The 24,754-nt window shown below is 63.3% G+C and carries 20 protein-coding genes; 9 read left to right on the top strand and 11 right to left on the bottom strand.

Translation table 11 applies throughout. The features are described from left to right. Positions 1-71: 71 nt before the first annotated feature. Entirely contained in the window at positions 72-2,180 is a 2,109-nt protein-coding gene (recG, locus tag FJ543_RS02995) for an ATP-dependent DNA helicase RecG (protein WP_140873712.1), read from the top strand. Here recG and FJ543_RS02990 read toward each other — a convergent pair. The 4 genes from FJ543_RS02990 to FJ543_RS02975 form a co-directional block, all read right to left on the bottom strand. Then, on the bottom strand, positions 2,132-2,884 hold the full coding sequence (locus FJ543_RS02990; RefSeq protein WP_031240956.1) for a DUF502 domain-containing protein: 753 nt from the start codon (positions 2,882-2,884) through the stop codon (positions 2,132-2,134). The two genes, recG and FJ543_RS02990, sit on opposite strands and share 49 nt — an antisense overlap. 94 nt (positions 2,885-2,978) lie before the next feature. Further along, positions 2,979-4,802, bottom strand: a complete 1,824-nt coding sequence (gene glmS, locus FJ543_RS02985; protein WP_140793154.1) for a glutamine--fructose-6-phosphate transaminase (isomerizing) — start codon at positions 4,800-4,802, stop codon at positions 2,979-2,981. A 201-nt stretch (positions 4,803-5,003) separates the two neighbouring features. Then, entirely contained in the window at positions 5,004-6,380 is a 1,377-nt protein-coding gene (gene glmU, locus FJ543_RS02980; protein ID WP_140873710.1) for a bifunctional UDP-N-acetylglucosamine diphosphorylase/glucosamine-1-phosphate N-acetyltransferase GlmU, read from the bottom strand. A gap of 158 nt (positions 6,381-6,538) precedes the next feature. After that, the gene (locus tag FJ543_RS02975; RefSeq protein WP_015317638.1) at positions 6,539-7,285 is read right to left on the bottom strand and encodes a cytochrome c biogenesis CcdA family protein; all 747 of its coding nucleotides are present in this window, start codon (positions 7,283-7,285) and stop codon (positions 6,539-6,541) included. A gap of 169 nt (positions 7,286-7,454) precedes the next feature. Between FJ543_RS02975 and FJ543_RS02970 the strand changes: the two genes are divergently transcribed. From FJ543_RS02970 to rpmG, 8 genes are all read left to right on the top strand, one after another. Continuing rightward, on the top strand, positions 7,455-7,832 hold the full coding sequence (locus tag FJ543_RS02970) for a hypothetical protein (RefSeq protein WP_140873708.1): 378 nt from the start codon (positions 7,455-7,457) through the stop codon (positions 7,830-7,832). Between the two features lie 344 nt (positions 7,833-8,176). Next, a complete protein-coding gene (topA, locus tag FJ543_RS02965; protein ID WP_015317636.1) occupies positions 8,177-10,798 on the top strand; it encodes a type I DNA topoisomerase in 2,622 nt (873 codons plus the stop codon). 6 nt (positions 10,799-10,804) lie between these two features. Then, on the top strand, positions 10,805-13,111 hold the full coding sequence (gene rnr, locus FJ543_RS02960; protein ID WP_140873706.1) for a ribonuclease R: 2,307 nt from the start codon (positions 10,805-10,807) through the stop codon (positions 13,109-13,111). After that, positions 13,111-13,545, top strand: coding sequence for a DUF983 domain-containing protein (locus FJ543_RS02955; protein WP_015317634.1), 435 nt, complete (start codon positions 13,111-13,113; stop codon positions 13,543-13,545). The genes rnr and FJ543_RS02955 overlap by 1 nt, the downstream gene beginning before the upstream one ends. A 73-nt stretch (positions 13,546-13,618) precedes the next feature. Beyond that, a complete protein-coding gene (locus FJ543_RS02950; protein ID WP_015317633.1) occupies positions 13,619-14,359 on the top strand; it encodes an NUDIX hydrolase in 741 nt (246 codons plus the stop codon). A gap of 77 nt (positions 14,360-14,436) precedes the next feature. Next, positions 14,437-15,615 carry an MFS transporter gene (locus FJ543_RS02945; RefSeq protein WP_140616205.1) on the top strand — a complete coding sequence of 393 codons (1,179 nt, stop codon included), beginning with the start codon at positions 14,437-14,439 and terminating at the stop codon, positions 15,613-15,615. A 114-nt stretch (positions 15,616-15,729) separates the two neighbouring features. After that, positions 15,730-16,188: a hypothetical protein gene (locus FJ543_RS02940; protein ID WP_140873704.1), complete on the top strand. Its 459-nt coding sequence runs from the start codon at positions 15,730-15,732 to the stop codon at positions 16,186-16,188. Between the two features lie 154 nt (positions 16,189-16,342). Then, positions 16,343-16,510 carry a 50S ribosomal protein L33 gene (rpmG, locus tag FJ543_RS02935; RefSeq protein WP_006201775.1) on the top strand — a complete coding sequence of 56 codons (168 nt, stop codon included), beginning with the start codon at positions 16,343-16,345 and terminating at the stop codon, positions 16,508-16,510. Positions 16,511-16,717: 207 nt separating this feature from the next. Here the strand turns inward: rpmG and ugpC are convergent, their stop codons facing one another. The 7 genes from ugpC to FJ543_RS02900 form a co-directional block, all read right to left on the bottom strand. Further along, positions 16,718-17,785, bottom strand: coding sequence for a sn-glycerol-3-phosphate ABC transporter ATP-binding protein UgpC (ugpC, locus tag FJ543_RS02930; protein WP_140873702.1), 1,068 nt, complete (start codon positions 17,783-17,785; stop codon positions 16,718-16,720). Positions 17,786-17,789: 4 nt separating this feature from the next. Continuing rightward, a complete protein-coding gene (locus FJ543_RS02925; protein ID WP_140873700.1) occupies positions 17,790-18,638 on the bottom strand; it encodes a carbohydrate ABC transporter permease in 849 nt (282 codons plus the stop codon). Continuing rightward, positions 18,638-19,561: a sugar ABC transporter permease gene (locus tag FJ543_RS02920; protein ID WP_140873698.1), complete on the bottom strand. Its 924-nt coding sequence runs from the start codon at positions 19,559-19,561 to the stop codon at positions 18,638-18,640. Before FJ543_RS02920 ends, FJ543_RS02925 begins: the two co-directional genes overlap by 1 nt. Positions 19,562-19,643: 82 nt before the next feature. Further along, positions 19,644-20,921, bottom strand: a complete 1,278-nt coding sequence (locus FJ543_RS02915) for a sugar ABC transporter substrate-binding protein (protein WP_140873696.1) — start codon at positions 20,919-20,921, stop codon at positions 19,644-19,646. Between the two features lie 29 nt (positions 20,922-20,950). Continuing rightward, positions 20,951-22,138, bottom strand: coding sequence for a PLP-dependent transferase (locus tag FJ543_RS02910; RefSeq protein ID WP_140716774.1), 1,188 nt, complete (start codon positions 22,136-22,138; stop codon positions 20,951-20,953). Continuing rightward, positions 22,135-22,869 (bottom strand): FadR/GntR family transcriptional regulator, encoded by a 735-nt coding sequence (locus tag FJ543_RS02905; protein WP_140661178.1) that lies wholly within the window; start codon positions 22,867-22,869, stop codon positions 22,135-22,137. Before FJ543_RS02905 ends, FJ543_RS02910 begins: the two co-directional genes overlap by 4 nt. An 85-nt stretch (positions 22,870-22,954) precedes the next feature. Next, on the bottom strand, positions 22,955-24,490 hold the full coding sequence (locus tag FJ543_RS02900) for an FAD-dependent monooxygenase (RefSeq protein WP_181173928.1): 1,536 nt from the start codon (positions 24,488-24,490) through the stop codon (positions 22,955-22,957). Positions 24,491-24,754 lie beyond the last annotated feature (264 nt).

Raw genomic sequence — 24,754 nt, 5'->3', positions numbered from 1 at the left:
GCGGCGCATATAGCGTGGATAGTGGGCGCTGTCAGCCTTGCGCTGCGGCCGTCGCGACATAAGCTGACATCATGCGTCCTTCCATCCTCGATCCCCTGTTTGTCCCGATCACCTCGCTTGCCGGCGTCGGGCCGAAGGTTGGCGCGCTGATCGAGAAGGTCGTTGCCGCCGATCTCGGCGACCGCGCCGCACGCGCCGGCGACCTCCTGTTCGTGCTGCCGCACACCGTCATCGACCGCCGAAACCGGCCGGGCATCGCACTCGCGGCCGAAGGCGCCATCGTCACGCTTGAGCTGCGCATAGACCGTCACCAGCCGCCACCGCGCGGCAACAGGTCGGTGCCCTACCGGGTCTACGCCCATGACGACACGGGCGAAATCGGCCTGACCTTCTTCCATGCCCATGCCGCCTATCTCGAAAAGGCAATGCCTGTGGGCGAGCATGTCGTGGTGTCAGGCCGGATGGAATGGTTCAACGGCCGCCCGACCATGATCCACCCCGACCATATCGCGCTCGCCAGCGAAGCGGAAAACCTGCCGCTGGTCGAACCGGTCTATCCGCTGACCGCCGGCCTCTCGGGCAAGGTGCTGCGCCGGGCGATCGGCCAGGCGCTCGGCCGCCTGCCGGAGCTGCCGGAATGGCAGGATGATGCCTTCATGCGCCGCCAGAGCTTTGCGTCCTTCGGCGACGCGCTGACCCGCATCCATTATCCCGCTGATCCGATCGATGTCGCGGTCGAAGGGGCTGCATGGCGCCGCCTCGCCTATGATGAATTGCTCGCCGGCCAGGTCTCGCTGGCCCTGGTGCGGGCAAAGGTGCGGCGCCTGTCAGGCCGCCCTCTCGTTGGCGATGGGCGCATCGTCGAGAAGCTGCGTACAGCCCTTCCCTATTCGCTTACGCCCTCGCAGGAATTCGCGCTCGCCGAAATCAACGCTGATCTCGCCGATCCGGAGCGCATGCTGCGGCTGCTGCAAGGTGACGTCGGCTCGGGCAAGACGGTGGTGGCGCTGCTTGCCATGGCACGCGCTGTCGAGGCCGGCGGCCAGGCGGCGCTGATGGCGCCGACCGAAATCCTCGCGCGCCAGCATCTGGCGACGATCATCCCGCTTGCCGCCGAGGTCGGCTTGCGCATCGCCATCCTGACCGGCCGTGAAAAGGGCCGCGAGCGAGCCGAAACGCTGGCGGGTCTTGCCAGCGGCGAGATCGACATCGTCGTCGGCACCCATGCGCTGTTTCAGGAAACGGTCAGCTTCCACGACCTGGTCCTGGCCGTTATCGATGAGCAGCATCGCTTCGGCGTCCACCAGCGGCTTGCCATCACCGCCAAGGGCGACGCCCCCGACATGCTGGTCATGACCGCGACCCCCATCCCGCGCACGCTGGTGCTGACCGCCTTCGGCGACATGGACGTGTCGAAGCTGACGGAAAAACCCGCCGGCCGCCAGCCGATCCGCACCGTCACGCTGCCGCTGGAGCGGCTCGACGAGCTGGTCGGCCGCATGCTCGATGCCGTCGCGGATGGTCAGAAGATCTACTGGATTTGCCCGCTGGTCGAGGAATCCGAAGAGATCAAGCTGATGTCGGCCGAGGATCGTTTTGCCTCGCTGAAGCCGCTGTTCGGCGATCGCATCGGCCTTGTCCACGGCCGCATGAAGGGTGTCGAGAAGGACGAGGCGATGCGCGCCTTCAAGCAAGGCGAGACGCGCATCCTGATCGCCACCACGGTCATCGAGGTCGGCGTCGACGTTCCTGACGCCACGATCATGGTCATCGAGCATGCCGAGCGCTTCGGCCTCGCGCAGTTGCACCAGCTGCGCGGCCGGGTCGGACGCGGCGACAAGCCCTCGTCCTGCGTGCTGTTGTACAAGGATCCGCTTGGCGAGACCGCAAAACGCCGGCTGTCGGTGATGCGCGAGACCGAGGACGGTTTCCTGATCGCCGAGGAGGACCTGAAATTGCGTGGCGAAGGCGAATTGCTGGGCACCCGCCAGTCCGGCACGCCGGGTTTCCAGGTGGCGCGCATCGAGGTGCATGCCGACCTGCTGGAGGCCGCCCGTGACGACGCCAGGTTGATCCTGTCGCGCGACCCAGAACTGCAATCGGACCGCGGCGAGGCGCTGCGGCTCCTGCTCTACTTGTTCGGCCGCGACGAGGCCGTGCGGCTCCTGCGCGCCGGATGAGGCCCTAGCGGCGGATTGGCCAGGGTTCCATTGATCGGCTCGCCGTTCAGCGTCACCAGTTTCGTCTTCACCTCGGGAGCCACCAACCCGGCTGATACAATCAGCTTGGCGCCGTCCTCGATCGTCATGTCGAGCGGCACGATGTCCGACTTCAGCACATACATCAGGAAACCGGTCGTCGGGTTCGGCGTGCACGGCATGAACACGGCAATCAGCGGATCACCTTCCTGGTCGAGCTTCTGGTTGATCTCGGTTTCCTTTTCGCTGGCGACGAACACCAGCGACCACACGCCCTTGCGTGGATATTCGACCAGCCCAACCTGGCGGAACATGTCGCCCTTGTTCGACAGCACGGTCTCGAAAATCTGCTTCAGCGAGCCGTATATGCCGCGCACCAGCGGCATGCGGCCAAGCAAGCGCTCGCCAAAGCCGACTATGGCGCGGCCGACAATGTTGGCGGTCAGAAAACCGATCAGCGTGATCAGGATGAGCGCAACGATGAGCCCGAACCCTGGAACCGGAAACGGCAGATAGGTGTCGGGGCTGTAGCGCGCCGGAATATACGGTTTCACCCAGGAATCGACCCAGCCGATGAACGACCAGGCGATATAGGCGGTGATCGCCAGCGGCGCGCAGACGATGAAGCCCGTGAGGAAATAGTTCCTCAGCCGTGTCATGCCGGAAGTCTTGGGAGCGTCTGACATGGTTCACCGGAGGCGCTATTGCGACGCGACATTAGTGAACCGGAAGGCGCTTTGGAACTGCGAAGTTTTTAAAGGCGCCTGTTTACAAGCGCCTCTATTCCACCGTCACCGACTTCGCCAGATTGCGCGGCTGGTCGACGTCGGTGCCCATGAACACGGCAGCGAAGTAGGCGAGCATCTGGATCGGTAGCGCATAAATGATGGGCGAGATGATTTCCGGCACATCCGGAAGCACGATCGTCTCCATCGTCTTCAGGCTCACCTGTGCCGCGCCCTTGGCGTCGGTGATCAGGATGATCTTGCCGCCACGCGCCGCCACTTCCTGCATGTTGGACACGGTCTTTTCGAAGATGCGGTCGTGCGGCGCGATCACGATCACCGGCATGTTCTCGTCGATCAGCGCGATCGGCCCATGCTTCAGCTCGCCGGCGGCATAGCCTTCGGCGTGGATGTAGGAAATCTCCTTGAGCTTCAGCGCGCCTTCCATGGCGAGCGGGAAATTGGTGTCCCGTCCGAGATAGAGCACGTCCTTGTAACGCGACAGTTCCCGCGCGATCCGTTCGATCTGCTCTTCGAGCTTCAGCACCTGGTTGGCATAGCGCGGCGCTTCCGAAAGCGCTCGCACCAGCGTTTTCTCTTGCTCATTCGAGATCGCTCCGCGCGCCACGCCAGCGCGCACGGCAAGCGACGCGAGCACGGACAGCTGGCAGGTGAAAGCCTTGGTCGAAGCGACGCCAATCTCTGGCCCGGCCAGCGTCGGCAGCACGACGTCGGATTCGCGCGCCATGGTCGATTCCCGCACGTTGACGACGGCGCCGATCTTCATCCCGGCCTTGCGGCAATAGCGCAACGAGGCCAGTGTATCGGCGGTCTCGCCCGATTGCGAGATGAAGAAGGCGGCGTCGTTGGCCGACAACGGCATCTCGCGATAACGGAATTCCGACGCGACATCGATATCGACCGGGAGCCGCGCATAGCGCTCGAACCAGTATTTGCCGATCAGGCCGGCGAGATAGGCGGTGCCACAGGCGGAGATCGCCAGCCGGCCGATCTTGGCAAAGTCGAATGGCAGATCGAGCGGCTTGGAGACGCCGGAGACGAAATCCACATAATGAGCCAGCGTGTGCGAGATCACCTCGGGCTGCTCATGGATCTCCTTCTCCATGAAATGGCGGCGGTTGCCCTTGTCGACCATGAAGCTGGTCGAGAGCGACTGCTGGCGCTTGCGGTCGACTTTTTTGCCGTCGATGTCGAAGATGGCGACGCCGTCGCGACGCACCACCGCCCAGTCGCCGTCCTCGAGATAGGTGATCGAATTGGTGAACGGAGCGAGCGCGATGGCGTCGGACCCCAAAAACATCTCGCCGTCGCCATGGCCAACGGCCAAAGGCGGGCCATTGCGCGCGCCGACGATCAGGTCCTCGTCACCCTTGAACATGATGGCTAGCGCAAAGGCGCCTTCCAGCCGCTTCAGCGCCTTATGCGCGGCTTCGACCGGCTTTAGCCCCCTGGCGAGTTCGCGCGCCACCAGGTGTGCCACGACCTCGGTGTCGGTCTGCGACGAGAAGGAATAGCCGTCGCGGATCAGCTCCTCGCGCAGTTCGGCGAAATTCTCGATGATGCCGTTGTGGACGATGGCGACGCCGTCCGAAAAATGCGGGTGCGCATTGGTCTCGTTGGGCACGCCGTGGGTTGCCCAGCGCGTATGGCCGATACCGATCCTGCCGTCGAGCGGCTCATCCTTGAGCCGGCGTTCGAGGTTGACCAGCTTGCCCTCGGCACGGCGGCGGCCCAGCTCGCCCTTCTCAATGGTGGCGACGCCGGCGGAATCATAGCCGCGATATTCGAGCCGCTTCAGTGCGTCGACGATGAGCGGCGCAACCTGCGAGTGGCCGACGATTCCAACGATACCGCACATGCAGACAGTCCCCGATTGCCCACGGAAAACCAGCGATATTTAGGCGTGGCCGGCCTGCCGCGAAAGTCACATTGCATTTCGTCCGCTGTAACGGACGCTTCAGCAGGCATGCACCATGACAGCCCGCTCTTGCAATCCGGTTACGGCAATCGTTCGGCTTTTTCGATTGCTTCGGCGAGAAAGCAGACCGTCGACCAATCGCTAGTGGTCGGCGCCAGCCGCTTTCTTCTTCGCGGCCGCCGCGGAAGCAAAGCGTTCGCGCAATTCCTTGCCCTTGCCGGGGATCGTCTTCTGGCGAGCCCGGCCGAAGGCCAGCGCATCGTCGGGCACGCTTTCGGTGATGACACTGCCCGAGGCGATATAGCCGCCATTGCCGATGGTGACCGGCGCCACGAGCGAGGAATTGGAGCCGATGAAGGCACCCTCGCCGATGTCCGTGAAGAACTTTGAGTAGCCGTCGTAGTTGCAGGTGATGGTGCCCGCCCCGATATTGGCGCCCGCGCCGACACGCGCGTCGCCAATATAGGTCAAATGGTTGACCTTGGCGCCGTCCTCGATAACGGCTTGCTTGACCTCGCAGAAATTGCCGACCTTGGCCTTGTTCCTGAGATCGGCGCCTGGCCGGAGCCGGGCGAACGGCCCGACATCGCAATTGGAAGCGATGGTGGCGCCCTCGACGTGGCTGAAGGCGTGGATTTTGGCGCCGCTGGCGATCCTCACGCCCGGACCAAACCAGACGTTGGGTTCGACGATGGTGTCGGCGCCAATTTCGGTGTCGTGCGAGAAAAACACGGTTTCCGGGGCGATCAGAGTCACGCCCGACAGCATCGCGTCATGGCGCCGGCGCTGTTGCCAGATGGCTTCGGCTTGCGCCAATTCGGCGCGATTGTTGATGCCGAGCGCGCTTTCGAAGCTGGCTTCGGTGGCAACGACATCGAGATTTTGTGCACTGGCGATCTCGACGATATCGGTCAGATAATACTCGCCCTTGGCATTCTCGTTGCCGACCGCGTCGAGCAGTTTCATCGCGTGCGCGCCGGCCACCGCCATCATGCCGGCATTGCAGAAGCCGATTTTCTTCTCCTCTTCGGAGCAGTCTTTTTCCTCGCGGATAGCTGTGAGCTTGCCATCCTTTTCGATCAACCGGCCATAGCCGGTCGGATTGGGTGGGCGGAATCCGATCACCACGACGGCAGCACCTTCCGCCAATCTCCGCCGCGCCAGCGTGAGCGCATCCGCATCGATCAGTGGCGTGTCGCCAAACATCACAAGGACGTCGTCATAACCCTTTGATATTGCTGCGCGGGCAGCGATAACGGCATGCGCCGTACCCAAGCGCTTTTCCTGCTCGAAGGTTTCCGCCTTCGGTGCAAACTTCGCCGCCGCCTTGCGCATCTCGTCGGCGCCATGGCCAATCACCAGCGCCAGCCCGCTCGCACCCGCGGCTTCGGCCGCCTTGACCACATGGGCCACCATCGGCAACCCGGCGATCTGATGCAGCACCTTCGGCTGCGCGCTCTTCATGCGCGTGCCTTCGCCGGCTGCGAGGATGACGGACAGGCAGGATCTCTGGCTCATGGACGGGCAACCGTATGAAAGGGTTGGGAATCGATACAGGATAGCAGTGGCGCCATGCTGCACCAATGCGGTTAAATTCCGGTGAGATGGCAGAGCAGCTGACTCTTAATCAGCGGGTCCACAGTTCAATCCCTTGCCTCACCCCAAGTTGACAAGCGTCAGCCCAGCCGCCCCAGCACCGGAAAATTCTCCAGCAGCCAGTAGGACACCGTCTGCACGCCACCGGTGAGGAAAAACACGCCGGCGACCACCAGCAGCGCGCCGATCGCCTTTTCGACGCGGCCGAGATGGACGCGGAATTTGCCGAGGAAGCGCATGAAAGCGCCGGAGAACAGCGCCGCGATCAGGAACGGGATACCGAGGCCGAGCGAATAGGCGGCGAGCAGAAGGGCCCCCTCGCCGACCGTCTCGCGGCCACCGGCCAGCGTCAGGATCGGCCCCAGCACCGGGCCGATGCAGGGCGTCCAGCCGAAGGCGAAGGCAAGGCCCATGACATAGGCGGCGACGGCACTGGCTGGCTTGCCCTGCGACTGGAAGCGCGCCTCGCGTGACAGGAGCGGGATGCGCAGGATGCCCAAAAAGTTCAGGCCCATCAGGATGATCAGCACGCCGGCGCCCATCGCCAGCGGCTCCTGCCAGACGCGCAGCAGCCGGCCGATGGTCGACGCGCCGGCGCCCAGCGCGACGAACACGGTGGAAAAACCGAGCACGAAGGCGATCGAGGAATAGAGCAGCGCGCCGCGCGCGCCCTCGCGTGCCGTCGCACCCGCGTTGCCGCGGAAATCGTCGACGGAGACGCCGGCCATGTAGCAGAGATAAGGCGGCACCAGCGGCAGCACGCATGGCGACAGGAAGGAGATGGCCCCCGCCCCGACCGCGCTGACATAGCCGATATCCAATGCCATTCCAAAACTCCGACTGTTTGGCGACGATATAGCGGCACGGCGGTTCGTCCGCCAATCACCATCGTGTGGCAAGTCATCGCGGGCGGGGAAGAAAGCATCGGCGCAAGGCGTTGACACGACGAGGCCGCGATTTGTCGCGCGCCTTCGAATATCAGCCACGGAGATTTCCATGAAAACGATAACCGCGGCGCTGGCCGCGCTCCTGCTCAGCACCGCCGCATCCTTTGCCGCCGAAGCGTGGAAGGAAGCCGAGGTCAATGGCACCAAGATCTACACCGACGCCAATGGCATGACGCTCTATACCTATGACAAGGACGAGAAGGGCAAGACCAACTGCTACGACAAGTGCGCCACCAACTGGCCGCCGCTGAAGGCCAAGGCCGGCGCCAAGGCGGACGATGAATGGAGCGTCATCGACCGTACCGACGGCACCAAGATGTGGGCCTATGACGGCAAGCCGGTTTACACCTTCATCAAGGACAAGAAGGCCGGCGACGTGACCGGTGATGGCGTCGCCGGCGTCTGGCACGTCGTCAAGGCGGACTGATTTCCCCATCGGGAGTTCCGCCAAACGGGACTTCTCACCGGCCGCCGGGCATCCCTCCAAGTCCGGCGGCCGGGCCGTCACGGACTCGACTTGACCCATTCCAGGCCGATTGGACCAGCAACAAATTGAACCTCTCCCAATCTTCCGAGGCTTGCGCCCACTCATTCTAAAATATGTGATGTTCTCCATACACTCTTAGAGTGTATTGCTGTCGGCGGCCCCGCAATTTGGGCGCTTGCCCTTGACCGGATGCAAAAGCGCGGCCATGTGAGCGACGAACAGAACCGAGATTTCGTCGCGCGCAGCGGAATTCTTCTGCCGCATCACAGCTGATATGAGACCTCATGGACGTCGTCGTCGTCGAATCGCCGGCCAAGGCAAAAACAATCAACAAATATCTGGGCAGGAACTACAAGGTTCTGGCCTCGTTCGGCCATGTCCGCGATTTGCCGGCCAAGGATGGCTCGGTGCGCCCGGATGAGGATTTTGCCATGTCCTGGGCGGTCGACACCGCCTCTGGCAAGCGGCTCGCCGACATCGCCAAGGCAGTCAAGGACGCCGACGGCCTGATCCTCGCCACCGACCCGGATCGTGAAGGTGAAGCCATCTCCTGGCACGTTCTGGAAGTGCTCAAGCAGAAGCGCGCGCTGAAGGACAAGCCGGTCAGCCGCGTCGTCTTCAACGCCATCACCAAATCGTCGGTGCTGGAGGCGATGGCCAATCCGCGCCAGATCGATGCGCCGCTGGTCGACGCTTATCTGGCCCGCCGCGCGCTCGACTATCTCGTCGGCTTCACCCTGTCGCCTGTCCTGTGGCGCAAATTGCCGGGCGCCCGCTCCGCCGGCCGCGTCCAGTCGGTAGCGCTGCGCCTGGTCTGCGACCGCGAATCCGAGATCGAGCGCTTCATCCGCGAGGAATACTGGCAGATATCAGCTCTCCTCGGCACGCCGCGCAACGAGACCTTCGAAGCCCGCCTCACCGCTTTCGAGCGCAAGAAGCTGCAAAAGCTCGACATTGCCAACAAGGCACAGGCCGACGACATCAAGGCGATGCTCGAGGGCGCCACCTTCAAGGCGCTGTCCGTCGAAGCCAAGCCGACCAAGCGCAACCCCGGTCCGCCCTTCACCACCTCGACATTGCAGCAGGCTGCCTCATCGGGCCTCGGCTTCTCGGCCACGCGCACCATGCAGGTGGCCCAGCGGCTCTATGAGGGCATGGAGATCGGCGGCGAAACCACTGGCCTGATCACCTATATGCGAACCGACGGCGTGCAGATGGCCCCCGAGGCGATCGACGCCGCGCGCGATGCCATCGCCAAGGAATTCGGCCCGAAATACCTGCCGGAGAAGCCGCGCCAATACACCGCCAAGGCCAAGAACGCGCAGGAAGCGCACGAGGCCATCCGGCCGACGGATTTCATGCGCACCCCGGCGTCGGTCAGGCAATATCTCGATTCCGACCAGATGCGGCTTTATGAACTGATCTGGAAGCGCGCCATCGCAAGCCAGATGCAGTCGGCCGAGATCGAACGCACCACTGTCGAGATCGAGGCGCTGAATGGCGCCCGCACCGCGGAACTTCGCGCTGTCGGCTCGGTCGTTCGCTTCGACGGCTTCATCGCCGCCTACACCGATCAGAAGGAGGACGACGCCGAAGACGAGGAAAACCGCCGTCTGCCGGAGATCCGCTCCGGCGAGCAGCTTGCCCGCCGCGCGATCAATGCCACCCAGCACACGACCGAGCCGCCGCCGCGCTATTCCGAGGCGTCGCTGATCAAGAAGCTGGAAGAACTCGGCATCGGCCGCCCCTCGACCTACACCGCGATCCTGAAGACGCTCGAGGACCGAGACTACGTCACCATCGACAAGCGCCGGCTGGTGCCGCAGGCCAAGGGCCGCCTGCTGTCGGCCTTCCTGGAAAGCTTCTTCGAGCGCTATGTAGAGTATGACTTCACCGCATCGCTGGAAGAAAAGCTCGACGAGATCTCCGACGGCAAGCTCGCCTGGAAGGACGTGCTGCGCGATTTCTGGAAGGATTTTTCGGGCGCCGTCGCCGACATCAAGGAGCTGCGCGTCACCGATGTGCTCGATGCGCTGAACGAGGAACTGGCGCCGCTGGTATTTCCCGCCCGCGAGGACGGTTCCAACCCGCGCATCTGCCCGAAATGCGGCACCGGTAATCTGTCGCTGAAGCTCGGCAAGTTCGGCGCTTTCGTCGGCTGCTCGAATTATCCCGAATGCTCCTTCACCCGCCAGCTCGGCGACGCCGCCAATCCCAATGGCGAGAATGGCGGCGGCGAGGACGGTACCAAGGTGCTGGGCAAGGATCCTTATACGGCCGAGGAAATCACGCTGCGCTCCGGCCGCTTCGGTCCGTATATCCAGCGCGGCGACGGCAAGGAGGCAAAGCGTTCGAGCCTGCCCAAGGGCTGGACGCCTGATTCCATCGACCATGAGAAGGCGCTGGCCTTGCTGGGGCTGCCGCGCGACGTGGGCAAACATCCCGAATCCGGCAAGATGATCTCGGCCGGCCTCGGCCGTTACGGGCCGTTCGTGCTGCACGATGGCACCTACGCCAATCTCGACAGCATCGAGGATGTGTTTTCCATTGGCCTCAACCGTGCCGTCACGGTGATTGCCGAGAAGCAGTCCAAGGGCAAGGGTGGCCGCAATGGTGGCACGGCTGCGGCTCTGAAGGAGCTTGGCGACCATCCGGATGGCGGCGGCAAGATCGTCGTGCGCGACGGCAAGTACGGCCCCTACGTCAATTTCGGCAAGGTCAACGCCACGCTGCCCAAGGGCAAGGATCCGCAATCGGTGACGATCGAGGATGCGCTGGCGCTGATCGCCGAAAAGGAAGCTAAGGGCGGCGGTGGCAAGAAGCCGTTCCGCAAGGCGGCGGCAACCAAAGCCCCCGCCGCCAAGAAAACAGCGGCCAAGAAGCCGGCCGCGAAGAAAAAAGGTTAGAACGGCGTGGCGCGCAGGATCACCGGAAGAAGTCACGGCGATCCCCGCACCGCCGACACCCGGGCCAAGGTCAAGGACGATTATCGGCCCTCGCGCGACGAAATCCTGCGCTATATCGCCGAAAACCCAGATCGCGCCGGAAAGCGCGACATCGCCAAGGCGTTCGCGCTGCGCGGCGACGACCGCATCTGGCTGAAGGATCTCCTGCGCGACCTGCAGGACGAAGGCGTTCTGACCAAGGAGCGCAAGCGGTTGGCCCGGGTCGGCGCCCTACCCCATGTCGCCGTGCTTGACATCTTTGGCCGCGACGGCGATGGCATCTTGCTGGCGCACCCGGCCGAGGCAGTCGGTCCGGGCGAGCCTCCCGTGGTCTCGATCCGCGTTTCGCGCAGCGGCAACGGTCCCGCGCCAGGCATCGGCGACCGCGTGCTGGCCAAAACCTTCCCGACCGACGATCCGTCAGGGCCTGCCTATACCGGCCGGGTGATCAAGATCTTCGAGAAGCGCACGGACGCTGTCCTCGGCGTCTTTCGCGTGCTTCAGGACGGCAGCTTCCGCATCGAGCCGGTGGAACGGCGCCAGCCCGAGCTGATCGTCGACAAGGAATTCCAGAACGGCGCCAAAAACGGCGATCTTGTCGAAGTCGAGCCAGCGCGAGCCTCCCGCTTTGGGTTGCCCCGCGCCAAGGTGCTGAATGTGCTGGGTTCGCTGACCAGCGAAAAGGCGGTTTCGATGATCGCCATCCACGCGCACGACATTCCCCACATTTTCCCGGCCGACGTCATTGCCGAATCCGAGGCGGTGAAGCCCGCGACGCTTGACCATCGCGAGGACTGGCGCGACCTGCCGCTGGTTACCATCGATCCGGCCGACGCCAAGGACCATGACGACGCGGTCTTCGCCACCCCTGATCTCGACGAGAAGAACCCCGGCGGCGTCATCGCCACGGTCGCCATCGCGGATGTCGCGGCCTATGTCCGCCATGGCACGGCGCTCGACCGCGAAGCGCTGAAGCGCGGCAATTCGGTTTATTTCCCAGATCGCGTCGTGCCGATGCTGCCCGAGCGCATCTCCAACGATCTCTGTTCGCTGCGCGAGGGTCAGGATCGCCCGGCACTCGCGGTGCGCATGACTTTCTCCGCCGAGGGCAGAAAGATCAGGCACTCCTTCCACCGCGTCATGATGAAGTCGGCGGCCAAGCTGGCCTATAGCCAGGCCCAGGCCGCGATCGACGGTGTTCCGGACGACAAGACCGGCCCGATCCTCGACACTGTGCTGAGGCCGCTGTGGGAGGCCTATGCGATCCTCAAGCGCGGCCGCGACGGCCGCCAGCCGCTGGAACTCGACCTGCCGGAGCGCAAGATCCTGCTCAAGCCGGATGGCACGGTCGACCGCGTCATCGTGCCGGAGCGGCTCGACGCCCACAAGTTGATCGAAGAGTTCATGATCCAGGCCAATGTCGCCGCGGCCGAAACGCTGGAAGGCAAGAAGCAGGCGCTGGTCTATCGCGTCCATGACGCGCCGTCGCTGGCCAAGCAGGAATCGCTGCGCGAATTCCTGCAGACGCTTAGCCTGTCATTGGCACGCGGCGCCCAGATGCGGCCCAGCCAGTTCAACGGCATTCTTGAGCGTGTGCGCGGCGCCGACAACGAGGCGCTGGTCAACGAAGTGGTGCTGCGCTCGCAGAGCCAGGCCGAATATTCACCCAAGAACATCGGCCATTTCGGCCTCAACCTCAGCCGTTACGCTCATTTCACCTCGCCGATCCGCCGCTACGCCGACCTGATCGTGCATCGCGGACTTATTGCCGCGCTCGGTCTCGGCCCCGGCGGGCTGACGCAGGATGAGGAGGCCCGCCTCGAAGATGTTGCGGTGCTGATCTCCGGCACCGAGCGGCGCGCCATGGCTGCCGAGCGCGACACGGTCGACCGGCTGATCTCGGCCTACCTCGCCGAGCGCATCGACGACCGCTTCGACGCCCGCATCTCCGGCGTCACCAAATCAGGACTTTTTGTCCAATTGCCGCAATATGGCGCCGATGGTTTCATCCCGGTGTCAACTTTGGGCGGCGATTACTATATATACGATGAAATGGCCCGCTCCCTGTTCGGAGAACGCTCGGGCAAAGGCTACCAGCTCGCGGACCACGTCGAGGTCCGGCTCGTGGAGGTGGCGCCAATGGCCGGCGCGATGCGCTTCGAAATGTTGACCGACCCAAAGCCCCTGCCAGGCTCCAGCAGGTCGTTTCACAAGGCTAAGGGCCGCGCCCGTGCGTCGCAAACGCGACCGGGGCCGCGCGGCAGGAGACGATGATGGAACAACAAGTTTTTGGTGGCGAACATCACTCTGGCCGGGTTGCCCGCCCCTTGTGGACGGCGATGAAGCGGGGCTTCTTGGGCCGCTGCCCGAACTGTGGCGAAGGCAAGCTGTTCCGCGGCTTCACCAAGACTGTCGAAACCTGCAGCGTCTGCGGCGAGGAGATCCATCACCATCGCGCCGACGATCTGCCGGCCTACCTGGTCATCGTCATCGTCGGCCATATCGTTCTCGGTGCCTTCATGGGCGTGGAAGCGACCTCGACGCTCTCCACCTGGCAGCACATTGCAATATGGGTGCCCTTGACCATCCTGCTCTCCATCGCGCTGCTGCAACCGGTCAAGGGTGCCGTCATCGGACTGCAATGGGCGTTCTATATGCACGGGTTCGGTGGCCAAAAGGATGGGACGGAGTCCCACCACGGCGCCTGAGGCGCCGCTGGCGCAACACGCCAATCGTCAAGGCCACTTTCGCATGCAAGAAGTTTCCGCTAGGTCCCTGCGCATGGAAGCACTGACCAAGGCGGATGCCGACAAGCTCGACAAGGGTCTTGCCACGCATGGCGGCGGGCGCCTGCGTCCGCGTGACGCCGCGACGCTCATCCTGCTCGACCGCAAGGGCGGCGACGTCCTGGTGTTGATGGGGCGCCGCCACGCCGCACACGCTTTCATGCCAGGCAAGTTCGTGTTCCCCGGCGGCCGAACCGACCCTGCCGACAGCCGCATACCGACAGCGACGGCACTTGACCAGCACGAAGAAGCCAAGCTGACGGCCGGCCCCGGCCGCACCAGCCGCGCCCGCGCCCGCGCCATTGCCTTGTCGGCGGTCCGCGAGACCTACGAGGAAGCCGGCCTGCTGATCGGCCGCAAAGGCGCCTTTGCCACGACCAGGCGCGATTGGCAGGGTTTCGTCGAACATGGCGTGGCACCGTCGCTGGAAGCATTGCGCTTCGTCGCGCGCGCCATCACGCCGCCGAACCGGGTACGCCGCTTCGATACCCGCTTCTTCAGCGCCTGGCGTGGCGATGTCGCCGTCGAACTGCCCGATGGCGGCCCGACCAATGAATTGGAGGAACTGGTCTGGCTGCCGCTCGCCAAGGCCAAGCAGGCCGACATACCCGACATCACCCGAATGATCCTGGACGAGCTGGAAAAGCGGCTCGCCGACGATCCGCTGCTGCGTCCGGGCGGACCTGTCCCTTTCTACCGGCTTGTCCGCAACCACTTCACCCGCGAACTTCTCTAAGCAATTCCAGGAACACTGTGCCGCGGTTTTCCCACGGGAATTGCGCAAGATCAAAAAGACAGAGTATTCAGCATCCCATGACGGTCGATACCCAACCACAGGGCGACGAACGCGTACACTGGCTGCCGATGGTGGCGGCGATTTCGTCGATCAGCGTCGTCGGCATCGCCATTGGCCTCGGCATGCCCTTGCTCAGCGTCATCCTGGAAACACGCGGTCATTCGGCCTCGATGATCGGCCTGAACACGGCTGTCGCCGGCCTGGCCTCGATCGCCGGGGCGCCGCTGGCCACGCCGCTCGCCATGCGCTTCGGCGTCGCCTGGACCATGATCGCCATGATTGCCACCGGCGCGCTCGCCTTCGTCGGTTTCCATTTCGCGCCCGATTTCTGGATGTGGTTTCCGCTGCGCGTCGTTCTGCACATCGCGCTGACCGTGCTGTTCATCCTGTCGGAATTCTGGATCAGCACGTCGGCGCCGCCACACCGGCGCGGCCTTGTGCTTGGCATCTATGCCACCGTCCTGTCGCTCGGCTTTGCCGCCGGGCCGTGGCTGTTCGCCCATCTCGGCAGCTCCGGCTTCAGGCCGTTCGGCGTCATCATTGCCCTGGTGACGCTGGCTGCCATACCGGTGCTCGCTGCGCGCAACGAAAGCCCGACCATCGTGGCCGACAGCGAAACCAGCCACTTCCTGCGTTATATCTGGCTGGTGCCGACCGCGACTTTCGCCGTGCTCGTGTTCGGCGCGGTTGAGACAGGCGGCTTCGCGCTGTTCCCGGTCTACGGCAACCGCATCGGTTATTCCGAGGCCGACGCGGCGCTGCTGCTGACCATGATCGGCCTCGGCAATGTGCTGTTGCAGATTCCGATCGGCATGATCAGCGACCGCGTCTCCGACCGGCGTTATCTCTTGCTCGCCTGCGCCACGGTCGGCCTCGTCGGCACGATATTCATGCCGTTCTTTGCCGCGAACTGGCATTTGATGGCCGCGCTACTCTTCGTCTGGGGCGGTGTCGTCGCCGCCATGTACACGATCGGCCTCGCCCATCTCGGCTCGCAGCTCTCCGGCCACGAACTGGCCTCCGCCAACGCCGCCTTCGTGCTCTGCTACGGCGTCGGCATGGTGCTTGGCCCGCAGGCGATCGGCATCGGAATGGACAGTTTCGGGCCTTCCGGATTCGGCTGGTCACTCGGCCTGTTCTTCGGCGCCTACATCGCCCTGGTCTGCTTCAGGCTCGTGCGCAAGCTCCTGCTGTAACACTGCGCCGTCGAGTGCCCTTATCCGCCGCGCCGCGGCGGATGCTGACAGAACCGTGTCAGGAGCGTCCGGTTAAAAGAGTGTCCCCTGATACCCGAAGTTGAGGACACTGCCATGATCGACAGCGGCTTTGAGACCACATCACTGCGAATGACGCTTCTGCTGCTTGTAACCTTCCAGGCTCCAGCTGCCGATGTTGACCGCATCATGGACGCGGTTGTCGCGATCGCACCGCTCGCCATGGGCAAGTATGACCGCAACGCGTATCAGTCGGCACACGGCATCGAGCGCTACAGGCCGCTTGAAGGGGCCGCGGCCGGCGCCGAGACCGAATTGCGCCACCGCCCGGGCACGGTCGAGGTTTCCTTCGAACTGCCCGACGACCAGGCGCTGGCGGCCCGCGTCGTCGAGGCGATTTTCCAGGCGCATTCCTATCAGGAGCCGGTGATCCGCATCCAGCCGATCCTTGCCAGCCGCTCCAAGGGGCTGGACGACCGTGCCAATCCGAATCGCTGGTGGAACACGACCGGAGACTGGAAGAGGGGTGCGGTATCCGAGGCGGAAACCGCCTGATTTATGCATTCTGGGCAGCTTGGGCGAGCCACATCAGGCCAGCCGGGCTTGACTTTCCAGGCACGTTCTTTATGTGTCGCGCCAAGTTTCCCGCGTCCGGGTGTTTTCCCGTGCTCCAGCGGCCAAAACCCCACGAACATAACGGACTGAGATCATGGCCAAAGCCGCAAACATCAAGATCAAGCTTCTGTCGACCGCCGACACCGGTTTCTTCTACGTCACCAGCAAGAACAGCCGTACCAAGACCGACAAGCTGTCGTTCCGCAAGTACGACCCGGTCGCCAAGAAGCACGTCGAATTCAAGGAAACCAAGATCAAGTAATCTGGTTTTTCCTCTGGAATGCCAAACGCCGCCCATCGGGCGGCGTTTTCGTTCGGCCCGGGCGGCTGAAGTCCGTCAGCCCGGCTCAGCGCCTTAGAGCCGGATGATTTCAGGTCGAGTCGACCTGAACTCTGAATCCGTCTCTAAATCAAAGAGATAGAGCATGATGTCGTCCGAAAACCGCTTCACACTTTTCGGCATCATGCTCTAGCCGATGCGGTCGCCGCTCTTCCCGTCGAACAAATGCAGCGATGCCGGATCGGCCGACAGGCGCACCATGTCGCCAGGCTTCACGGCCGCGCGCCCCATCGCAAAGACGCAAAGCTGCTGGCCGGCCAGCTTGACGTAGAACTGCGTCGACAGGCCGAGCGGCTCCACCACTCCCACTTCGCCTTGCAGCGCGCCGTCATCAGCCAACCGGATATGCTCGGGCCGCAGACCGACGGTGATGACGTCACCGTCCCTGAGCGGCAGGCCGTCCGGCAGCCGAAGCTTCTGGCCATCGGACAACACGGCGTCCACCTTGCCGCCCTTCTCCACCGTCGCCGACAGGAAATTCATCCCAGGCGAGCCAATGAAGCCGGCGACGAACATATTGGCCGGCCGGTCATAGAGATCGAGCGGCGCCCCCACCTGCTGGATCAGCCCGTCATGCATGACGACGATGCGGTCGGCCATGGTCATGGCCTCGATCTGGTCGTGGGTGACGTAGACCGAAGTGGTCTTCAACTGCTGGTGCAGCGCCTTGATCTCGGCGCGCATATGAACGCGCAGCTTGGCATCGAGGTTCGACAGCGGCTCGTCGAAAAGAAAGACCTTGGGATCGCGCACGATGGCGCGGCCCATGGCGACACGCTGGCGCTGGCCACCAGACAATTGCCTGGGCAGGCGTTGCAGGAACGTATCGAGCCCCAGCCGCTTGGCGGCACCATCGACGCGGGCATCGATCGCCGGCTTCTCGGCCTTTCGCAGCATCAGGCTGAAGCCCATGTTCTTCGAGACGTCCATATGCGGATAGAGCGCATAGGACTGGAACACCATGGCGATATCGCGGTCCTTGGGCGCAACATCGTTGACCAGCCGTTCGCCGATACGGATCTCGCCGCCCGAGGCTTCCTCGAGCCCGGCGATCATGCGCAACAGCGTGGACTTGCCGCAGCCGGACGGACCGACCAGCACGACGAACTCGCCATCGGCGATTTCAAGATCGACCGCGTGGAGGACGCGCACGGCGCCGTAATCCTTGCGGACTTTTTCGAGCGTGACAGAGGCCATCGGTCTATCCTTTGACGGCGCCGGCGGTAAGGCCGGTGACGAGATAGCGTTGCAGGAAAGCGAAGAAGATGCAGACCGGGATCAGCGCCAGGATCGACGCCGCCATCATCTGTCCCCAGTCGACGGCGAACTTGCCGATGAAGGTGAGCAGGCCGACGGCGAAGGTCTTCTGGTCGTCGCTGGAAATCAGCATCAGCGCGAACAGCAGCTCGCTCCAGGCGGCGGTAAAGACGAAGCCCAGCGTCGCGCCCATGCCGGGCAGCGTCAGCGGCACGATCACCTTGCGCATCGCCTGCGCGCGCGCGCAGCCGTCGATCATCGCCGCCTCCTCCAGGTCCTTGGGGATGCCGTCGAAGAAGGACTGCATCAGGAAGGTGGCGAAGGCGGTGTTGAAGGCGGTGTAGATGATGATCAGCCCGGTCAGGCTGTTGATCAGGCCGATCTGCCCCATCACGCGGTAGATAGGCGGAATGACCATCACCAGCGGAAAGGTCTGGGTCAGCAGCAACATGAGAGCCAGTGCGGCCTTGCCGCGAAAGGTGAAACGCGACATGGCGTAACCGGCAAGCGTGGCGATAACCGTGACCAGTGCCGCAGTGGACACCGAGACGATGACGCTGTTGAGGAAATAGCGCGGAAAATCGGTGGCTTCGAGCACGGTCACGAAATTCTGCAATGTCATGTGCGACGGCCAGAAGGTGATGCCTTCGGAATAGAGCAGCCGCTCCGGCGTGACCGAGATCTTCAGCGTCCAGTAGATCGGGAACAGAGCGAAGACGACGTAGGCGGCGATCGCGGCGTAAAGGCCGATGCCACCGAAGAAGCGCTGTGAAGCTGAGCGTCCGGCAATCATCAGACGTGCCTCACCAGCGAGCGGCGGATGGCGATGAGCACGATCGCGTAGGCGATGAGCAGCACCAGCAGCAGCACGGCCACAGCCGAGGCATAGCCTTTGTCCAGCGACTTGAAGGCGCTGACATAGATGTAGACCGGCACCGTGTTGGTCGACCCGGCCGGCCCGCCCTCGGTCATGACGAAGATCAGGTCGGCGAAGGTGGCGATCCAGATCGTGCGCAACATCACCGTGATGGCGATGGTCGGGGCCAGGAAAGGCAGCGTCACCTTGGTGAAACGTTGCCACGGCGAAGCGCCGTCGATCGCCGCCGCTTCATGCAGTTCCGAGGGTATAGACTTCAGCGCCGCCAGCAGCGTTATGGCGAAGAACGGAATGCCGAACCAGACATTGGCGATGATCGGCCCCCACATGGCGGTGGAGGGATCGGACAGAACGTTGGTCGGTTCGGCTTTCAGCCCCAAGGCGAACAGCCAGTGCGGCAGCGGACCGACGATCGGATTGAACAGCCAGGCCCAAGTCAGGCCCGACAGGAAGGAGGGCACCGCCCAGGGCAGGAAGACCAGCGCCTGCACCGCCTTGCGGCCTGAGAAAGGCCTGTCGAGCAGCAGTGCCAGGCCAAGGCCGAGGAAGAACTGGAAGAACAGGCTGGCCACCGTCCACCACAACGTGTTGATCAGCGCCTGGCCCAGCACCTGGTCCGACAGCATCGCCTGATACTGCCCGAGCCCGACATACTCGGACTTGAAGGCCGAAAATTTGCGGAAGGAATAGCTGATGCCGATGACCAGCGGCACGAGCAGCACCACGACCAGCAGGATGATCGCCGGGCTGAGGTAGAGCCAAGGCTCGATCGTCGCGTAGGAGAGCCGCTTTTTTCGCGGCGCCGCTTCGGACCGAATTTCGGATACGGCATAGGTCATTTGGCTGAGAAATGGCTCCCTGGAGCGGCGGGATGGACAATGAGCGTCCTTCTCCCCGTTCACGGGGAGAAGGGAAGAAAAGCTACTTCTTGTTCTTCGCCAGCCAGTCCTGCTGTTCCTTGGTCAGGAAGGCAGCCCACTGGTCGGCGACCTCCTTGGCCGTCTTCTGGCCGAGCAGCACTTCCTGGAAGTTCTTGATCGCGACCTGGTCGACGAAATTGCCGAGGTTTTCCAGATGCGTCGGCGGCGTCACCATTTCATATTTGGAGCTGTCGCTGAGTTCCGTGAACCAGCCCTTGAACTGCTCGGTCTTGAAATGGGGATCCTGGTCGGCACCGTTGTGGATCGGCACGACGCCGACTTCCTTGGCCCATTCCAGATTGTCCTTCGGCGACAGAAGCGTCGCCATCAGCTTCCAGGCATCATCCTTGTGCTGCGAGTTGGCGAACATCGCCCAGCCGGCATAGCCGAGCGTCGGATAGGACTTTCCGCTTGGTCCGACCGGCAGCGGCGCCACGGCGAAGTCGTCGGCGCTCATCTTGTCGGCGATGCCGAGAAGCGCGTCCGGATCCTGATTGAGCATGGCGCAAGTGCCGGAGTAGAAACCGGTGACGGTTTCGTTGAAGCCCCAGCTTACGGAATCCTTCGGCGCGAGACCATTCTTGTACATGTCGGCCAGCATCTGCAGGCCCTTGACCGAGCCCTCTTCATTGATGGTCGAGGTGCCGTCCTCGTTGAAATAGCCGCCCTTGCCCTGAGCGATGTTCATGAACATGTGCATGCCGTTGAAGGCGCCCGGCCCGCCGCGCAGGCAGTAGCCGTATTTTCCGGGAATGGCCGAGATCTTCTTGGAATCGGCGACAAACTCGTCGAGCGTCGCTGGCGGGCCGTCAAGACCAGCCTCCTTGAACAGCTTCTTGTTCCAGAACAGCGCGTTCACATAGTAGCCATAGGGGATCATGAACTGGGTGTTGTTGACCGTCGAGCCGAACTGTTTGGCGCGGTCGCCGAGCGTCTTGGCGTCGTCCCACTTGGTCATATAGGGGCCGAGATCCTCGAGCTGGGCATTGTTGGCGTAAAGCCCCATCCAGCGTTCCGGCATCTCGACCACATCGGGCGTGTCGCCGGCCTGCACCATGGTCAGGAATTTCTCGAAAGCCTGGCCCCAGGGCAGCGAGACCAGTTCGACCTTGACGCCTGGATTGGCCGCCTCGAACTCGGCGATCTGCTTCTTGAGGAATTCGGTGCGGGGCGGACTGGTGATCACCTCGACCATTTTCAGGGTTGAATCGGCGAGCGCGCCACCGGCGGAAATCGCCAGCCCCGCGACGGTGGCAAGCATGACGGTCAGTTTTTTCATGTTCAAGACTCCCATTTTGAACCCGCTTGTTATTTTCTGGCTTTTTCGAGGGCCTGGGCGACATCCGCCCAGAGATCCTCGACACTTTCCAATCCGACATTGAAGCGGATGGTTCGGGGGCTGACGCCGAAGCGCGCCATCGAATTCAGTCCTGGCGTCTGCTCCAGCGACGCCTTGGCCGGTACGACCAGGCTCTCATGCCCACCCCAGCTGACGCCGATGCGGAAATATTTCAGCGCGTCGACGAAGACGGGAATGTCGATGTCCTCGGTAACCTCGAACGAGAACAACCCGCCATAGCCGGCAAGCGTCGCCTTGCCCGGATGGTTCGAATAGGCCGGATGGTTCACCCGCTCGACATCGCCATGCGCCTTCAGCCGCTCGGCGATGGCAAGCCCGCTCTTCATATGGTGCGGCAGGCGCAGCGGCAGCGTGCGCAGGCCGCGCAGCAAAAGCCAGGCCTCGAACGGCGACAGCTTGCCGCCGAGATAGGAATAGGTCTGCTCGTTGATCTGCTTGATATGCGCTGCCGAGCCAGCCACCACGCCGGCGACCGTGTCGCTGTGGCCGCCGAGATATTTCGAGGCCGAGTGCAGCACGAGGTCGACGCCGTGCGAGATCGGCTTCTGGAACACCGGCGTGGCCCAGGAATTGTCGATGGTGGTGACGATGCCCTGCTCTTTTGCCAGCCGGGTCAGATGCGGCAGGTCCTGGAGCTCGAACACCATCGAGGTCGGGCTTTCCAGATAGAGCAGCTTGGCGCCGGGAAGCGCCGCCGCGACCGCGTCCGGGTCGGAACCGTCGACATAGTCGACCTTGATGTTGAGCCGCGGCAGGAGCCGCTCGAACAGCCGGTAGGCATCGCCATAGCAGTTGCGTACAGCAACGATGCGCTCACCCGCCCCGACGAAGGCAAGCACGGTGGCGCTGATCGCCGCCATGCCGCTGGAGAAGCCGCGTGCGGCCTCTGCACCCTCGAGCGCGGCGACACGAGCCTCGAACTCCATGACCGTCGGATTGTCGCCGCGGGAATAGATCGGCTGCTTTCGTTTGCCGGCAAAGGTATCGGCCATTTCCGCATAATTGGCGAAAGTGAACAACGAGGTCTGGTAGATCGGCGGCACGACGGCGCCGCCGGGAAACGGTTCGTCATGCGCCAAAAGCGTCGCCGCCTCGGCGAGATAATCGTGGTCGAAACCGTCTGGATGCCCGTTCATTTCAGGTCCGAAAGTTTGAGTTTGGCCGCACCGCGCTTGAGGTCGTCCTCGACGGTGGCGATGAGCTTGAGCGCCTCGTCGCGGGCGCCCTGCGGATCCCGCGCGGCGATACGTTCGTAGATGGTGCGGTGATAGGGAAAGCTGGCATGGCCGAAATCGCGCACACCGAGCGGATGCTCCCAGAAGCGATGGAACAGTTCGTGCATGGCCGCGATGATCTGTTCGAACAGTGGATTGCCGGAGACCCGGTAGATCGCCTGGTGGAATTCCCAGTCCTCTTCCGACGACATGCCATCAAGGGTGCGAAACGCCTGCTCCATGATATCGAGCTTGCCCTCGATCTCGGCAATGTCGGCCGGGCTTGCCCGCTCGGCGCACAGTGCCGCTGCTTCCGCCTCCAGCGCGCGGCGTATTTCCAGCGTCTGCATCAGGCTGGTGAAGTCATTGCCGCCCGCCAGCGTCAGCGGCAAATGCAGCATGTCGGGCGAGACGGCCGCCTTGAGAAACGTGCCGCTGCCTTGCCGGCGTTCGACCAGGCCCAATCCTTCCCACCGCGTCAGCGCCTCGCGCACCGTGTTGCGGCTGACCTTGAGCCGTTCGGCTAGAATGCGCTCGGTCGGCAGTCGCTCGCCAGGCCGCAAGGCCTCGGCGCGGACGAAGCCCACCAATGCCTTCAGCACGGCGTCGTCACGCGCCGTCGTCTGAATTGGTGGCAGGCTGTTCTGGTCCACATTTCCTCCAAGTGGTCCAATGGTCCAACCAATTTCTGCACGGATGGAGCCTCCTGTCAATTGCTTGTCAGGAGACAGCTGGCCATCAGCCTGTGGAAGGTGACGCGCTGCGTTCGGAGGGGCGCCCGGCTCCGGCATCCGGTCCGAACCATCTGGTCAGCGCATCGGCCAATCCCTGTCCATCCTCAACGCCAACCCAGGCCACGTATCCATCGGGCCGGATCAAGACCGCGTCGGGTGCGGCGACCGTTCCGAGTACGGGAAGCTCCCAGGCACCGGCATACGATGCGTCGATCTGCCGGATCCGGTCGGCCCAAGGCGCCATGTCCAGCCTGCCTGGCTCACCGAAATTGAGGAGCAGCGGCCGCGCGTCGTGGAGCAACGTGAACAGTCGCAACGGCCCATCAGCGGTGGAGAGATCGAGGTCGGGTATTCGTCGCCCAAGCAGCGCGTGCCCCTCCCCGAGATCGTAGTGGACACCCAGGCCAGACATCTCCGCGGCGATCCGTTTGCGTGGCCCATCCATGGCGAGCAGTTCGGCGAATGTGTCGCTCAAGGCCTTGGTGCGAGCATCCATCCGGCGAAGCGCGACCTGCGCCATCGCGTTGCGCAGCACGCGGGCGGCGACCGGATGGCGTTCGGCATGGTAGCTGTCGAGCAGGCCTTCCAGTGACATCCGCTTGACCACCAGGGCTAGCTTCCACCCCAGGTTCACCGCGTCCTGCACGCCGATATTGAGGCCCTGTCCGCCCATTGGGGGATGGATATGCGCGGCGTCACCGGCCAGCAGAACACGTCTGTCGCGGTAAGCGGCAGCCTGCCGCGTCATGTCGGTGAACCGGGAAATCCAGGTCGGACTGTGGACTCCGTAATCGGTGCCGTAGACACCGACAAGCGCCTCGCTGAGATCGCGCAGTGTCGGTTCGCCACCAATGGTCAGTTGTCGCTCGGTCAGCACGATACCCACCCGGCCGTCTTCCTCAATCTTGCCGATCGCATGGATACCATGGGCGTCACTGCGAAAGCCCAATGCTGGTTCCTCCGCCGTCTCGACCTCGGCGATTATCCAGCTCATCGTCGGATCCCATCCATCGAACGCGATCCCTGCGGCCTTGCGGATCATGCTGCGTCCTCCGTCGCAGCCGACGAGATACTGCGTCCGCAACCGCTGGCCGCCAGACAGATCGATGTCGACGCCACCATTATCCTGTGCGAAGCCCGTGACGTCCTGCCGGCGATAGATCGGCACGCCGAACTCGCTGATCCAGTCGGCCAATATCCGCTCTATGTGGTTTTGCCGCAACGCCAGCAGATAGTTGTGCCGCGTGGGAAAGTCGCTGATGTCCAATCGGGTCATGTGGAAGCCCACCGACGGCGATGTCTGTCCCTGCGAGAGGAACCGGTCGGCAATTCCGCGCTGGTCGAGCACCTCGATGGTGCGTGCGTGCAGGCCGCCCGCGCGCAAACCGACGAGTTCCTGGTTTGGCCGCCGCTCGACAACGGCCACATCGACGCCCGCCAATGCGAGTTCGCCAGCCAGCATCAACCCGGTCGGACCGCCTCCGGCGATCACCACCGCATGATCCCGACGCACTCGGCCACCTGGCAACAATTCCGGCATTTCGCCACTCCCGTTTCCGTTAACCTGGGTCGTGGTTCTACGGGAACAGCCGGGTCTTGCCGCAAGCCCCTTGCGCGCCATATGTATGAAATGGAGGGGGCTGGCTCCTCTTCTTCCCCTTATGCATATGGCGGCGAAAAAGTCGCGGTGTTGTCAAGCAATAGCACGCGAGGGTGCAACCGAAGCCGTTACAGTCCAGAAAAGCGGACCTGCCGCAAAAAGCCCCGTTTCTTCCGGGGCTTGACGCAGATTCCTGATGTCATA

It is taken from the genome of Mesorhizobium sp. B2-5-7 (genome assembly GCF_006440875.1).
Lineage (GTDB): Bacteria > Pseudomonadota > Alphaproteobacteria > Rhizobiales > Rhizobiaceae > Mesorhizobium > Mesorhizobium australicum.
This window is presented reverse-complemented; position numbering and strand designations above follow the sequence as displayed.